This window comes from Nitrospiraceae bacterium (assembly GCA_019637075.1).
Taxonomy (GTDB): Bacteria; Nitrospirota; Nitrospiria; order Nitrospirales; family Nitrospiraceae; genus JAHBWI01.
On sequence record JAHBWI010000002.1, the window covers coordinates 38,871 to 54,059 of the forward strand.

General features: G+C 60.6%; 13 protein-coding genes. 1 reads left to right on the top strand and 12 read right to left on the bottom strand.

The annotated features are described in order from the left end of the window. The first annotated feature begins 16 nt into the window (after nucleotides 1-16). Complete coding sequence (locus KF814_04460) at nucleotides 17-1,882, top strand: hypothetical protein (protein MBX3235383.1); 1,866 nt, start codon at nucleotides 17-19, stop codon at nucleotides 1,880-1,882. Nucleotides 1,883-2,013: 131 nt separating this feature from the next. On the opposite strand, the gene KF814_04465 is transcribed toward KF814_04460, so the two are convergent. From KF814_04465 to KF814_04520, 12 genes are all read right to left on the bottom strand, one after another. Continuing rightward, complete coding sequence (locus KF814_04465) at nucleotides 2,014-2,466, bottom strand: cytochrome c (GenBank protein MBX3235384.1); 453 nt, start codon at nucleotides 2,464-2,466, stop codon at nucleotides 2,014-2,016. A 461-nt stretch (nucleotides 2,467-2,927) separates the two neighbouring features. Further along, nucleotides 2,928-3,866 (bottom strand): helix-turn-helix domain-containing protein, encoded by a 939-nt coding sequence (locus KF814_04470; GenBank protein ID MBX3235385.1) that lies wholly within the window; start codon nucleotides 3,864-3,866, stop codon nucleotides 2,928-2,930. A 10-nt stretch (nucleotides 3,867-3,876) separates the two neighbouring features. Next, the gene (locus tag KF814_04475) at nucleotides 3,877-4,566 is read right to left on the bottom strand and encodes a tetratricopeptide repeat protein (protein MBX3235386.1); all 690 of its coding nucleotides are present in this window, start codon (nucleotides 4,564-4,566) and stop codon (nucleotides 3,877-3,879) included. A 13-nt stretch (nucleotides 4,567-4,579) separates the two neighbouring features. Further along, on the bottom strand, nucleotides 4,580-5,494 hold the full coding sequence (locus KF814_04480; protein ID MBX3235387.1) for a sugar kinase: 915 nt from the start codon (nucleotides 5,492-5,494) through the stop codon (nucleotides 4,580-4,582). A gap of 3 nt (nucleotides 5,495-5,497) precedes the next feature. Continuing rightward, nucleotides 5,498-6,397, bottom strand: coding sequence for an S-methyl-5'-thioadenosine phosphorylase (gene mtnP, locus KF814_04485; protein ID MBX3235388.1), 900 nt, complete (start codon nucleotides 6,395-6,397; stop codon nucleotides 5,498-5,500). Further along, nucleotides 6,394-7,425 (bottom strand): tRNA (adenosine(37)-N6)-dimethylallyltransferase MiaA, encoded by a 1,032-nt coding sequence (miaA, locus tag KF814_04490; protein ID MBX3235389.1) that lies wholly within the window; start codon nucleotides 7,423-7,425, stop codon nucleotides 6,394-6,396. Before miaA ends, mtnP begins: the two co-directional genes overlap by 4 nt. 15 nt (nucleotides 7,426-7,440) lie before the next feature. Further along, nucleotides 7,441-9,219 carry a DNA mismatch repair endonuclease MutL gene (mutL, locus tag KF814_04495; protein MBX3235390.1) on the bottom strand — a complete coding sequence of 593 codons (1,779 nt, stop codon included), beginning with the start codon at nucleotides 9,217-9,219 and terminating at the stop codon, nucleotides 7,441-7,443. A gap of 72 nt (nucleotides 9,220-9,291) precedes the next feature. Beyond that, entirely contained in the window at nucleotides 9,292-10,071 is a 780-nt protein-coding gene (gene ybgF, locus KF814_04500) for a tol-pal system protein YbgF (protein MBX3235391.1), read from the bottom strand. Nucleotides 10,072-10,073: 2 nt separating this feature from the next. Then, entirely contained in the window at nucleotides 10,074-11,735 is a 1,662-nt protein-coding gene (gene ybgF / locus KF814_04505) for a tol-pal system protein YbgF (protein MBX3235392.1), read from the bottom strand. A 62-nt stretch (nucleotides 11,736-11,797) separates the two neighbouring features. Continuing rightward, nucleotides 11,798-12,550 carry a peptidoglycan-associated lipoprotein Pal gene (pal, locus tag KF814_04510; GenBank protein ID MBX3235393.1) on the bottom strand — a complete coding sequence of 251 codons (753 nt, stop codon included), beginning with the start codon at nucleotides 12,548-12,550 and terminating at the stop codon, nucleotides 11,798-11,800. 67 nt (nucleotides 12,551-12,617) lie between these two features. Further along, entirely contained in the window at nucleotides 12,618-13,949 is a 1,332-nt protein-coding gene (gene tolB, locus KF814_04515; GenBank protein MBX3235394.1) for a Tol-Pal system beta propeller repeat protein TolB, read from the bottom strand. Continuing rightward, nucleotides 13,946-15,187: a TonB family protein gene (locus tag KF814_04520; GenBank protein ID MBX3235395.1), complete on the bottom strand. Its 1,242-nt coding sequence runs from the start codon at nucleotides 15,185-15,187 to the stop codon at nucleotides 13,946-13,948. Before KF814_04520 ends, tolB begins: the two co-directional genes overlap by 4 nt. Between the last annotated feature and the right edge of the window lie 2 nt (nucleotides 15,188-15,189).

Genomic DNA, 15,189 nt, shown 5'->3' on the forward strand with positions numbered 1-15,189 from the left:
CGAAGGAGGCCGCGCATTGAACAGCTCTCGCTTTGTGGTCACGGCATTGTTGCTGGTGGGACTCGTGGGCTCATCGGCCTGCGAATCGATCAAGTCGCGCTTCGCGCGCCAAGCCCTGCCGGACCTCGGCGCGCCGGTGCCGCTCACCGCCGCGCTTGAATTCGACCCCTCCCTTACGAAAGCGGAAGCCGAATACCTGGATGGCTGCGGCATGTTCCGGGTGCTCTCCGTGGGCCCGGTTCTGGAGGATACTCTCGTTCAGGCAGCCCATCAGACATTCTCGGCGGTGAATATCCAGGGAGGGCATACTGTTTCCAGCAAACCTGATGTAACCGTGCGGCTCCGGTTGCTCGAACCTCGATTGAAAATGAACCCCGACGCCCTCTACGACCGGGTACCGACCAATTTCAGCTTGGACGCATTCGCCGTATTCGTCGATTCAGCCGGCAATGTGATCGCCGAACGGCCGCTGCAGGCCATACGAAAAGAGCGGGTGCAATTGTCTTTGGAACAACGACGGTGCGACTACATCCTCGACCCCCTTGTGCAAGATGCTTCCGTCCTCCTGGCGACCCAATTCATGCAAGAGGCCCGCGTGCTGTTCGACAAGAACAAACCAGCAGGGGAGCAGCCTTCAACCCAGGGTGCCGCGCCTGTCGGTCAACCCTCACCCAAAACCGCCGAAGCTACTACTCCAGTGCCATCCCTCTCGGGCAGCTCACCCCTGTCCTTCAAAGCCACACTGTTGGATGAGAACGGGAACTCCGTGTTGGAGGCGGGAGAACGAATCCGCATCCGGGTGGATGTGGCCAATACGGGACAGCAATCCATGCAAGGGGCCGTAGTTGCTCTCACAGCGCCTCCTGCGCTTTTGGCTCAATTTCCCGCCAGCCAGTTGGCGTTAGGTCAAATGGACCCCGGCGGAACGAAGTCGGTGGAGTTCGTCGCGACACTCCCGCAATCACTCCCGTCGCAACAGGCCGAGTTCCAGGTCAGCCTACAAACCGCGACCGGCGCAACCCTTTCCAAGGGGCAGACGCTCTTGGCTTCCGCACAATCCGTCGGCACCAGCGCGGAGGATGTCGATCGCGTCCCCACGGCAACGCCGGGATTCCAACAACCACAGCATTTTCTGGTCTCGATCGGACTCGGCAGTTATCGTGAAACCAACATCCCGGCCCGCAAGTTTGCCGGTCTGGATGCCGAGATGATTGCCGCCTACTTCCAGTCGCTCGGCGGGCTCCCTGCTTCCAATGTTCGCATGCTCCAAGATTGGAAGGCGCTCCGTCCCGACATCGAGGAATTGTTGCTGGATTGGCTACCCGGGAAGGTCACGGAACAGTCGTTGGTGGTGATCTATTTTGCCGGGCAAGCGGTGGTGTCACCAGCCGGCGAGACCTTCCTCATTCCGTACGACGGCAACCTTGGTTCCACCTCACGCCTATATCCGCTCAAGGATTTGGATGCGGCGCTGGCCAGGCTGAAGACCAAGTCGGTGTTGTTCATTTTCGACGGCACGGTGCTCAAGGCGGGCTCAACGGGCACAGTCAAGCAGGGCACAGTGGCCTGGGGCGCTTCGGCCGGCTCAGTAGCTCGATTGATCGGCACCACCGGCTACGCCAAGAACCTGGAGTCCGACAAGCTACGCCACGGGCTGTACACCTATTATCTCCTTCGCGCCCTGCGGGGAGAGGCTGATGCCAACCGGAACGGAGAGGTGACGGTCGGCGAGCTCACGGCCTACGTCAATCAGAAAGTCCCAGCCGCTGCGAAAAGCGGGTTCAACCAAGAGCAACGCCCACAGGTGCTTGCTCCCGCGCGAGGGTCCGAGAAACTCAACGACCTTATTCTCACGAAACCCTCCGCAGTCGACCACCCGTAATCATCGGATGGCGGCGGCACGCGGCACACACCAGCCTCCCGAGCTCTCCTGTTCCGCCCGCTCCAGGCAAAAAAAGGGGGCGAAGAGGATATCCCCTTCGCCCCCATTCAACCGCGGATTCGGCTGGTCGACTATTCGTCGCCGCCCTTGCAGAAGCTCCGCTCGTAGTTGATGATCGTCCAAGCTTCTTCTTCGGTGATCGCAGCAGGAACCAGCGAAACCATGCCGGTGCCCGGGCTGCCGTTCTTGATGACCCAGAAGAGCTCGCCGTCTTTCCGCTTCTTGTGGAACTTGCAGTTGGTGAAGTTGCGCGGGCTCGGGTTCAGGATCGCGCCGGCAGGACCGTCGCCCTTCCCTTCCTTCCCGTGGCAGTTGAAGCAGGTGCCCTTGCCCTCGTACAGAGCCTTGCCCTTGGCAATGCTCTCAGGGGTCGAGGCAACCGGGTTCTTCAGAGCCTTGGCATCGGCCATCTGATCCGCCGGGACGCGCGGCTTGGTCGGATCCTTCTCTTCAGCGCCCACCACCGTCACGGACAACAGGGTGACGGCTGCACACAGACCCACGAACTTAGAAAGATACCCCATCACTACTCCTCCTTTGTGTTGGACCCACTGCGTGAACAACGACTCTCTTGTACGAGACCGCTATGGAAAGTAGCTCGGCTAACAGTCGACAAAACGCTCGGACTATAGCAACGCGTTTTCGGTCTTGTCAAGCGAACCGGTGAGGGACGCTCACCGCCGCAACCATCTACGTACTCGCAAGATAACTCAAATGGCGTGCCACCCTCGCACATCTTCGTCTTGTTGAATTCCAATGGTTTACGAGCCTCTACCCGCTGCGCCTGCTGCGGTCGCACGTGGTTCGTGACACCTTTGCGCCCCATCCGCTCAGGGACGCCTCATGCATGTCGCGCAATGCTGTGAGAAGAAATGGCGAAACCGGAGGATACACAGGTTCCCGCCGGCCGCACACTCGGCCGGCGGGGAAGGAGGAGAAACGGATGAACGGGATTGAATGACCGAGGAGAAGGAGGCTGATCAGGTCAACGTTTTAGGACGACGTCGCGAACAACCTTTCCGCTCGGACCGAAAGGCTTCTGGGGCTTGCCGTTGAGTTCCGCCTTGACCCCTCCAGCGTTGCCGAGGGTCACGGAAAACTGGTCCTGCGCTTTCCACTGAGCTTTTTCTCCTGGACGGAGAAGCGCTTCCTGCGGACTGCCGGCATCCACCTGCACGACCACCCAACTGAGTTCCGTCGCTTCCAAATCAAGTACGAGGGGACCGTCCGAACCGACGGGACCGTCGACTGAGAGTCCGGCTAGGGGGCCGTCAGAACCACCCTGGGCCGCTGCCGGAGCGACGGCCGGTTCGGCCGGCACAGGGGCCTTGGCCACCATCTGAGGAGCCGGCGCCGGAGTCGTCTTTTCCAGAATGGCCTTGGCCGGCGGAGCCGGCACATCGACCGGTTTGGCTGCCGCCGTGATGGGCGGAGGAAGATCCGCATCCTGCTTGGGTGCCGCGTCACGCCCTTCCTTAGAAAACGGCATCGTCTTTTTCGAAGGCGGCGGCACATCCGAACTAGCGCGGCGCACAAGCGTTGCCGACTGTTCGCGGCTCAACAGAAACACTAAGGTGATGATGGCGATCGCGATCGCGATTCCGACGGCTTTCCGGTTGGCCTTACGGCGACGTTCTTCCTCAACCTGACGCTGTCTGAGCCGTTCCCGTTCGCCCTGCTTTTCGTAAAAGGCTCCGGCGGACTGGACGAATCGATGAATCGCATCCTCTTCGTCCAACCCGAGCGAGCGGGCATAGGAACGGACGAAGCCCCGTGCAAAGACCTGGTCGGGCAACTTGGCGAAATTCCCCTCTTCCAATGCCTTGACGAAATCCGACCGGATTCGGGTCTTCGAAGCGACCTCCTCGACGGTGAGGCCCTTCGTCTCCCGAACCTGCCGAAAGAATTCTCCAACTGATTCCATGGTTGTCCGCCTATGGTTTGAGCTTGCTCAGCAATTCTTTTGCCGCCGCAGCATGCTCGCCGGTCTTATCGAGCGTGGCGACCTTCGTCAGCGCTTCGCGCGCCCGCACGTCGAATCCCAACTTGTAATACACGCGCCCCAACTCGAGTTGCAGCATCGCCGGCGGCACGTTCGGAGGCGTGACCGTCGTCGCATCCTCCAGTGATTCCATCGCCGCCTGAAACTCGCCTTCATGGATCAAGGCCCGCCCCAGGTGAAACCGGGCCAGGTCCGGCGTCGAATAGAGCGGATTGCTCAACGCTTGGCGATAGGCGGCGATCGCTTCTTTCCAGTGGTCCTGATTCGCCAGCACCTGCCCCAGATAGGTCTGCGCTTCGGAATAGTCGCCGTCGACGCGAATCGCCTCGCGGAAGGACTCTTCAGCTTGCTTGAGACGGCCTTGGGTCGCATAGATGTGGCCGAGGCCGTAGTGCGCCTCCTTGTTGTCCGGATTCAGCTTGACGGCCTTTTGAAACGAGACATAGGCCTGCTGTTGATCCGTGCTCATCCGCGCGATGCCTTCCTGGTAGAAGCCTTTCGACTTCCGAAGGTTATCCTCGCTCGCCGCGCAACCGACCGCCAATGCGAGCGGCAACAACAACGCCGGCATCCATTGCCGACTCCAGGACTGTCTCTCCGTCACGGCCTGCACGGAGGCCATCGACTCCCTCATCTCAGCCCACATCCTCGAAGTGCGTGAGTTGCTTGAAGGCCTTGTATCGCGCCTCAATCTCTTTGTAATCCAGGATCTTCAATCGGTCAAGGCTAAAGGCTTCTACTGTAAATGAGGCCATGACGCTGCCGAAGATGATGGCCTGTCGAATCGCCTCCGATGAACGATTCCCGGTCGCCGCGAGGTAGCCGAGGAACCCGCCCGCGAACGTATCGCCCGCACCGGTGGGATCCCGTACCTCCTCGAGCGGAAACGCCGGTGCGCCGAACACCTGCTTCTCATTGAACATCAGCACGCCGTATTCGCCCCGCTTCACGATCAGGTGTTTCGGACCGCGGGCCAAGATCTTCTTCGCCACCTTCACCAAATTCGGATCATCGCCCAGCGCGCGGGCCTCTCCGTCGTTAATGATGAGGATGTCGATGTGCTCCAACACCTTCCACAAAGCATCCCGCTTGCCGTTGATCCAAAAGTTCATCGTATCGCAGGCCACGACGGCCGGGCGGTTGACCTGCTGAAGCACATCGAGTTGCAGTTCCGGATCGATGTTCCCGAGAAACAGAACTTCCGGTGAACGATACTGGGCCGGAATTTTCGGCCGGAACGTTTCGAAGACATTCAGTTTCGTATCCAGCGTCTGTGCCTCGTTCAGTTGATGCGAATAGGCGCCCTTCCATCGAAAGGTCGCACCCGGACGCCGCTCCAATCCGGCCAGATCGATCTTTCGGCTCTTCAGAAAGGTGATATGCTTTTCCGGAAAATCGTCACCGACGACCGCAATCAAATCCACGTTGGTGAAGTAGCTCGCTGCGGTCGAAAAGTACGTCGCCGATCCGCCCAACACTTCTTCCGCTTCGCCGAACGGCGTCTTCACCGTATCCAATGCCACCGAACCCACAACCAACAGCTTTCCCATGACTCACCGTTTTCCTTTCCGCGCAGACACGTATGGCGCGATCAACAAGCCCAACCGACGCTTCGCCTCAGCCGACATCCGATCCGGCGCGGTCACGATGGCGTCGCGCAGAGCCTGGTTGCATGCGCAAGGCTGATCCGGCACCAAGGTAGGGACGACCGTTCTCAACACCTGCTTGGCCAGCGCCACATTCTTATGCAGTGTAGCCAAGATTGCTTCAACCGTCACGGCTTCTTCGGTTTCGTGCCAACAGTCATAATCCGTCGCCAATGCCACCGTGGCATAACAGAGTTCGGCTTCGCGGGCCAGTTTGGCTTCAGGCATGTTGGTCATCCCGATCACGTCGACTCCCCATTGCCGATACAGGCGCGACTCCGCCTTCGTCGAGAACTGCGGCCCTTCCATGCACACATACGTGCCGCCCACGTGGAACCGCGCGTCGAGCTTCCCTACGGCGGTCTCCAGCGCCGACGCCAACGGGGCACAGACCGGGTCGCCGAAGCCCACATGCGCCACAATTCCTTCGTCGAAAAACGTGGACAGGCGTCGTTTCGTGAGATCGATGAACTGATCCGGCAGCACGATGTCGCCCGGTCTGATCGATTCTTTCATGCTCCCGACGGCGCTGATGGAAATCACTTTGGTCACGCCCAACGACTTGAGCGCGTAGATATTCGCTCGATAGTTGATGCCGCTCGGATTGATTCGATGCCCTCGTCCGTGTCGGGAGAGAAACGCGACCCGTGCCCCGGCCAGCGTCCCGAGTATCAGTGCGTCCGAGGGATTCCCAAACGGGGTCCGCACTTTTACCTCCCGCACATGCTGAAGCCCTTCAATGTCATAGAGCCCGCTGCCGCCGATGATGCCGATCGCGGCGCGTGCCTGTTTGCTTGTTCGTATCATGCCCCGTCCTTCACTCCTTCCTGGGCCGACGCACCGGGGCGAGCCGCCTCCGATTGCGATTCTAATCCCGCAAGAAATGCTCGAATGTCGCGCAGCACCCGCGCTGCCACCGTCTCGGGATCCTCGTGGTCGCCGATCTGATACCAGCGCAAGGCCGGCTCGCTCCGAAACCAAGTGAGCTGACGCTTGGCGAAATGCCGGGTATCGCGCTTCAGCAGACGCAGCGCCTCGGCGCGGTCATACTCCCCGGCCAGATACCCGCAGACTTGCCGATAGCCCAACCCCTTCATCGAACCCAACGCCCGCCCGTAGCCTTTGGCAAGAAGCGATTCCGTTTCCGCAATCAGCCCCCGCGCGAACATGCCGTCCACCCGCTCGTCGATTCGACGATACAGTTCCTCACGGTCACGCATGAGGCCAAGCATCAGGACGGAAAACGAGTGATCGGCGAATGCATGCTCCCGATGCAGGTCGGACAACCGCCGTCCCGCGACGTGATGAACTTCCAGCGCGCGAATGATTTTGACTTCATCGTTCGGATGCAGCCGTGCCGCCGACTCGGGATCGATCTGACTCAGTCGCCGGTGAAGAAACCCCTTGTCGGCCTCGCGCGCAGCCCGTACTAACTCGTCCCGATAGGCAGGGTTGGCCCGCGGCGCGTCACACAAACCTCGAACCAACGTCCTCACGTAGAGGCCGGTCCCCCCGACGACAAGAGGCACTCGCCCAGCCGCATAGAGACGCACGATCTCTTGCTGAGCCTGCGCCCGGTAGTCACCCGCGTTGAATGGTTCATCAGGCTCTACCAGATCAATCAGTCGATGAGCGATACCGCGTCGCAGGGCCAGAGGCGGTTTGTCCGTGGCAATATCCATCCCGCGGTAGACTTGGCGGGAATCCGCGGTCAAAATTTCCGTGTCCAGCGCTGCAGCCAGGCTCAGGGCGATTTCACTCTTGCCGACGGCGGTCGGCCCGACCACGACGATCAAGGGCCGCATCGAGAGGAGGGAATCGGAGCACGGTACCATGCCGCACCTGCTCGGTTACGGCCGATCGAAGAGACGGCCCATCTCTTCGGCCGAAAGCCGGAAGGCCACGCGGCGGCCGTGGGGGCAGGTCATGATCCAGCCTTCGGCACCCCAGTCTTGCACCAATTGCTTGATCTCCGGCAAGGCCATGGAGCGCCCCGCCCGCACCGCGCCGTGGCAAGCCAAGGAGGCGAGCACCGGGCGAACCTTTTCCTCCAGCGAGGAAACCGTCTCCCATCGCTCGAGATCTTCGATCAAATCCTGCACGAGCGAGGCCGTATCGGCATGTCCCAGCAGGATCGGCAAACTGCGGATCAGAAAGGACGAGGTCCCGAAGGGCTCGATACCCAGCCCCAACCGTTCCAACTCGCCCAAATGTTGCTGCAACAGGAGCGCCTTCTGCACGGGTAGTTCGAGAGGCTCAGGCAATAACAGCGGTTGGGAGGGAAGCGTTTTCCCCTGCCATGCGCGCCACAGCCGTTCGAAGAGCACACGCTCATGGGCCGTATGCTGATCGACGACGGCCAACTCATTTCCCACCTGCGCGATGAGATAGGTACGTCCCATTTGTCCCAAGGGCACGACGTCCGGGGTGTCACCGGGTCTGTACGCAGCTCCGGCTTCCTGCACAAAAGAGGTCTGCACCTCAGGAGGAGCTGGTGCGGCCCCCGAGTCGGGATCGGCTTCAGCCGGCCGGAACGAAGAGGGCAACGCGCCGCTCCACAAGGCATGCGACGACGATGGCCGCTCCTCTTGGGTCACTGCGCCGGCAAGCGACGAGGCAATCTGGACGCGTCCGAGTACCTGTCGGACGGCAGATCGAACGGCTTGGTGAATCAGCTCGGGGTCCGCAAACCGCACTTCCCGCTTCGTGGGATGGACATTGACATCGACACGGGACGGATCGAGGTCCAAGAAGAGCACGAACAGCGGATTCTGCCCCTTGGCAAGAAAGGAGCTGTACCCGTCGCTGACCGCGTGGGACACCGTGCTGTTCTTGATCGGTCGGCGATTCACGAAGAGGTCCTGCGGCGTGCGTGACGCACGGGCCCGCACCGGATCAATGATGAACCCCCGGACGGTCACGCCGTTCCGCTCGGCCTCGATCCCTAAAGCACCCTCTCCGAAAGCCCCACGGTAGACCTGCAGCACTCGGTCGCGCGACGACGATACGCCGGGCAGGTTGAACACTTCATAGCCGTTATGCAGCAGGCGGAAGTGCACCTGCGGCCAGGCCAACGCCGCCAATTGGATGGCATGGCTGATATGGGAAAATTCCGTCGTGGTGGATTTGAGGAACTTGCGGCGGGCCGGCGTATTAAAGAACAGTTCGGCGACTTCGATGCTGGTACCAGGAATCGCGGCGGCATCTTCAACCCGGACGGTTTCGCCGTCGGCCAGCCACAATTGCGTGCCAATCGACGCGCCCTGCGCCAGCGTCAGCACTCGTACCTTCGAGACGGCGGCAATGCTCGGCAGCGCTTCCCCGCGAAAACCCATGGTCCGGACGGCGGTCAACTCTGCATCAGACCGAAGCTTGCTCGTGGCGTGGCGTTGAAACGCCAACATCGCATCGGACCGGCTCATCCCCTCGCCGTCATCCGTCACACGAATCAAGCCGAGCCCGCCGTCTTTGATCTCGACCGTGATCGTGCTGCTGCCGGCGTCCAGACTGTTCTCGATCAATTCTTTGACGACGGCGGCGGGGCGCTCAACGACCTCTCCGGCGGCGATACGGCCGATGACGTCGTCGGGTAAAACCTGAATCTTTCCGGAGCTACTGACCACACCCATACGAGGAGACGCTCCCTGCAGAGTCGACCGAGGCGGGACGATGGGAGAACGGGACAGGCGAGTGAACCGAAATCATCGGATCTCGGCCATCTTCGCCTTTGCCAGCTTGGCTTCGTCGGAGGTCGAGTATTCCTCGATAACCCGCTTCAAATACTTGCGCGACTTGGTCGTGTCGCCCGTTTCGGCCGCCGACAATCCCAGTTTGAACAGCGCAGCGGGAACCTTCTCATTGCCGGGGTATTCGTTCACCACATGGTCAAAGGACTGAATCGCCCGAATGTAATCTTTCTGGGCATAATACGATTCGCCCAGCCAATAGTGGGCGTTCGGCGTCAAAGAGGTGGACGGGAAATCTTTGATGAAGCGCTGGAACCCGCTCACGGCCAAATCATACTTGCCGTTGAGATAGTCGTTGTAGGCCAAGTTGAAGGCCGAGGTCGGCGTAATCGAGGGAACGCCCGGGACGATGGTCGGCACCTCCGGCGCAGGTCCGGACGGCTTGGCTACGCGTGCCTGGCGGGCCGATTCAGCGAGGACCTGATCGGACCTCAACTGGGCTGCCTGGGCGATCTGGGTTTCCTCGATCTTTCCGAGTCGCGCTTCCAATTTCTGGAGCCGCGTCATCGCTTCATCCAGCCGAATCTTGCCCCCTTCGGGTTCACGGACCCGCTCCAGGGATTCCACCCGCCGCTGGATCGCTTCGAACCGCTTCTGCTCTTGATCCTGCGTCTTCGCGATGGTGGCAACCTGATCACGCACCTCGAGAAAATCGGCGTGCTTGGCACAACCGGTGATCAGGAGACTGCAGGTCAAGCCCGCCGCCGACAGCTGGACGAATGTTCGGGCACTCATGGCTAATGTAGCTCCTTTAATTGATTCAGCTTGTCGACCGCCTTATTGGCTTCCGGCGTCTTCGGGTACAAATCAATGACCTGCTTCAGGGCCGAGGCGGCCTTTTTGCGATCTTTCAACGCCAGATAGGCGTAGCCCTTCTTGAGCAACGCTGCCGGGACCTTTTCGCTGGCCGGATGGTTCAGCTGAACCTGATCGTACGCATCAATCGCACGGGTATAGTCTTTCTTCCCATAATAGGTCTCACCAAGCCAAAACCGCGCGTTCGGCGCCAATTCGGAATTCGGATGCTGCGTGATGAATTCGGCGAAACCCTGGCGAGCCGCATCGAGATCCCCTTCCTTGAAGCGAGTCAGGGTACGCTCGTACGCCTCACGGTCCGGCAACGCAGACATGCGAGGCTCGCTGCGGGCGACCAAATTATTCGAGGGTACCGGGGGAGGCGTTGGTTCCGCGACAGGGGCTGGGACCGGCGCGGGCGGCGTGGGCGGAAGCGGAGCGACCTCGGCCACCACCGGGGCCGATTCGGTCCGTTGCGCCACGCTGGCCCGTTGCGCCGCCAAATGCTGTTCGACCTGCTTCAGAAACGAATGCTGGTTTTCCAGATTCTTGTCCAGCGTCAGAATTTGCGACTGCACATGGGCAAAATTCCGCCCCATCTCTTCAAAGCGCCGCTCCTGTTCGTCCCCGCGGCTGGTAAGCCGGCCACCGGCATCTTCCAGTGCCTTCACCACGGAAGTCACACTGCGATTCATGCCCGACAAGTGTTCGGCCGTCACCTTGTTGTCAGCTTCGATCTTTGCGGCCAGGGCATCCGTCCGTTTCACAAGGCCGTTGTTTTCCTGCTCCACCGTGGCGGCAAGGTGCTTGACCGCCTGATCCTGCTGCGCCAGACGTTCACTGAGGCCTCCCAGCGCCTGCTTGAAATCGATCAATGCCTGGCTGAACTTCGACACCTGGTCCGTAATGGACCGATTCTGTGATTCGATCTGCGCCAGGTTCTGCTGTTTGACCTCGGCGGCGTGGATGGCCTTCTGTTGTTCCTCGAACCGCCCATCGACTTTCTGCGCGAGGGCGCCGGTCGTCTTCTGGACGGCGTCGAGAATATTCTTTTGTGTGGCATCCAGGTGCGACGTCAGTTGGTCCAATCGAGCCGTCACGGCGGCCATCTCGGCCTTGTGACGCTCCCGATCATTCTTCAACAACGCATCCTGGTCGACCAACTGCTTCTCGACCCAGCCGAGACGCTTGTTGTCCTCCGCCGACCGCTTCTCGCCCTCGCTGAGGCGCCGGTCCACCTTGGAGTCCTGCGCGGCCAGTTTGGCAACCAGATCGTCCTGCCGCACCTCGAGTGTCTGCGCCTTGTGGACGGCTTTATCGAGATCGCCGCGCAACGCCGGAATATCCTGCTCGCGCAACGACACGATTTCCTGACTCTGTCGGGCCCTGGTCTGGGCAAGCTCCTCGGTCGATTGCTTGATCTTCCGCTGGAGTTCCCGTTCCGTCTGCTTGAGATCCGCCTGCTGCGCAACGCAACCTGAGAGAAGGGAAAGTCCCAACCCGCAAATCAAGGGATACCAACCGGGCCGTCGCCCGTTCTGGCTCGCGATCTGGTTCACCGGCATGGTCTCCCCGTCGGCTTCGACTCGACTTCTCTCATACATGCGCTCTCCTTTAGACATCGTGGTACCGGAGAATCATGTCACAAGTATGCGCCACGGCAAAATTATTTCGACCGGACCACCACGTGTCCACGACGATTCTGCTGGTAACAGCTCTCGTTGTGGTCGTTGCAGAACGGCCGTTCCTTTCCATAGGACACCACGGCCAACCGGTTGGCGCCGATACCGAGTTCCACCAGGTAGTTCCGCACAGCCTTGGCGCGCTTCTCTCCCAACACAAGGTTGTAGGCCAGCGTCCCACGCTCGTCGCAGTGCCCTTCAATCTTCACCAGGGCACTGGGATTGCCCTTAATCCACTGGGCATCCCTGACTAAGGCTTGCTTGGCGTCTTCGGTAATGGTCCAGCTGTCGTAGCCGAAAAAGACATCCTGCAGTCCGGCATCCGCCGACGCGGCCTGTTCCTTCGCCTGCTCTCGACGAATCTCCTCGATCTGGCGGGCCGTGCTCTCGGACGGCTCGACCTTCGCCAACATCGTTCCACCGCCACCCAACCGCTCCTCGGCCGGAGACTTTCCGCCCGCAACCGAATCAAAGCCGCGGAGGCCACCGGTCTCGGGTTCTTCCGCCTTGCTCGCCAACGACAAGTCCGGGAATGTCCCGCCCGTGCTGGGCTGGCTCGGCGTGCTCGGCTGAGTCGGCATGGTCGGCGGCATGGTGGTGCCGGACTTGGCCATTCCACGCTCCGACGATTGCGCGTCGCCGCCGGACTGGATCGACTTCTTCGAGCAACCCGACTGGCTGATCAACAGCATCGCTGCGACGGCTGTCAGGCCTATGGTCCCTACCCGTATCCTCATATCTCGTCTCCTCGCTAGGTGAAAGGTTGATGATCTGTCGACAAAACCCGAATGCCGTTGCTATGCCTCACAACGCCGGGGACCACGATGGCGCGCTGTTATGGGTGCCCCCGAACGTAATTCGTTCCAAATCGGTGCCATCGGTATTGACCATATAGATGTGGCTCTTGCCGTCCACGGTCGAACTGAAGGTAAGGTGACGACCGTCGGGAGACCAGGAGGGGGAATCATCGATCCCGTTGCCCGTTGTTATCTGCACCCGCTTCTGCCCGTCGGGCGTCACCATACACAACTTGTAGGTGCGTTGTGCAGTGCGGCAGACATACGCGATCCAGTTGCCCCGCGGAGACCAAGCCGGCGCCGCGTTGTAATCTCCTTCATAGGTTAAGCGCCGAACGTTGGATCCGTCGGAGCTCATCACAAACACCTGCGGCCCTCCGCCACGATCGGAGGTAAAGGCCAACTCCCGCCCGGTCGGCGACCAGGTCGGCGAGAGATCGCCGCCGGGATTGACCGTGAGCCGCTGCATGTCTTTGCTACGCGTATCGAGCTTGTAAATTTCCGAATTGCCGTCCTGGCTGGTCGCGAAGGCCAAGAAATTTCCATCCGGAGACAACGCCGGCGTGATATTCAACCCGCTGAGCGAGACCAGGGTCCAGCGCTTGCCGGTCGCCAATTCCAAGATGTCGATGTCCTGTGTGTTGCGGCTCCGATAAGCCGTAAACACGATGAACCGGCGATCGGGTGACCAGCGCGGCATCAGATTCAGAAAACCGTCGGCGGTAATTTGCTTCGGTTCATAGCCGTCGTAATCCATCACGTACAATTCGCGGGCATTGCCGTGCTCGGCGACATAGACGATCTTGGTCCGTGCAATCCCCGGCTCACCGGTGTACCGAAACACCAATTCATCCGCAAACCGGTGGGCCATCAGCCGCACCACGTTGGTTGAACCCACGTACCGCTTTCCGCCGACGATCTCAGCGCTCCCGCTGTCATAGACGTAGCCGTCCATGAGCAGGTCGTTATCCTTGTCGCCGTTCTTCGGACCGGACTTGCCCCACACCAGCACAGACACCCCGCCGTCGGCCGCCTGTTTGAAGACGGCCTTGTCCGCCGCCGTCACTTCGCGGGTCTTCACCCCGATGGAAGGCAAATCGACCAACGAAAATACAAGGGACCGCTTAAGATCGGCCTTCAGAACTTCTTCGATCCGGCCGCCCAACCATTCCGGGCCGCCGCCGTTTTGAAATCCGAAGACACCGATCGGTATCTTCTGGAAATCCGGGCGTGTCGCTTCCAGAAACACATCCGTTGCCCTGGAGTCGAGAATGCCAAAGACCCCCGCCCCGGCAAACAGACAGAGTGCAATGCACAGTCCCCCGATCAGTCGATTCATCCTGCAGCCTCGCCTACGGCAAAAGTAAAATGGGCGTCAAAATAAGAATCCGTCAAATCCGGTGGAAACGGCGGCAGCGGCACCGCACTCTGAATCGCTCGATGGGCCGAGAGATCATAGTACTCATTCCCCGACGATTGTTCGATCACCACGCTGCTCACTCGGCCGTCCCGCTCGAGCCGGAACCGCACCACCACGGTGAGTGCTTTCCCGGACAAATCAACGGGAGGCGCCGTCCACAGGCTACTGATCCGTGCCTGCACACGCGCCAAGTATTGATTAGACCCTGCCACGCCCGGAACCCGCATCTTCGTATCGGGCTTCGTACGCGCCGCACTCGCCGTCATAGGCGGAGGAGCGACCGGTCGAGGCTCCGAGAACATCGGCTTCACCTCGCGTACCGGCTCGGCCGGTTTCATGGGAGGCGGCTGAAACTTCTTTAGATCCTCCAACTCGCGATCCAGATCCCGATTCATTTCTTCGGACAACGACTTTTGCTGCGGCTTCGGCGGAGCCGGACTGATTTTCGGCGGCTCGCGCGGCGCTTCGGCCGGCATCTCCGGCACCTTCAGCTTCTTAATGACATCATCGAATTCGTTCCGCTCCGGAGACCGCTCCAGTTTCGGCTGAGCGGCCTTTTTCGCGTCCGCGGCCTTCATGGGGGCCAAATCGCCATATTGAGGCGCATTCGGAGGCAGTTCCACATCTTTCATCAGGTCCCGCAACGCTTCGGAGCGATGGGCCACAGGCGCAGCCGCCGGCGCCTTAACCGGACTTTGAATCGACTGTGGCGCCGCCAATGTCGGAGGCGGAGGTGCTACCGGAGCCGGCGGAGCGACCGGAACCGGCTGCGGAGCCGGGGGAGCCGGTTTGGCCTGCACGGGAGCCGGACGCGGAGGGGCCGGGGCCGGCGGAGGCGGCGTCTGCACCGGCTTGGGGGGGACCGGAATCGGCGTCGACTGCACCGGTTTCGGTTGAGGCGTCGGACGTGGAACCGCCTTCTCAACCTTGGGCTCATCCTTGGCTTCCGAAGTCGGCAAGGTTACTAACGAGACCTGCATCGCCGAAAGCGGTCGCTCAACCTTCTTAAAGAGCTTCATCCCCATGATCACCGCCAGCAGGCAGAGATGCACCACCAAGGAGATCACGACGGTCTTCCGCAGCTGGCGTGTACCGGCTTCGACCAGATCACCCAGCAAAAAGAGGGAGGCCTGTCTTGGGAGGGTCTGGGATGTCATTA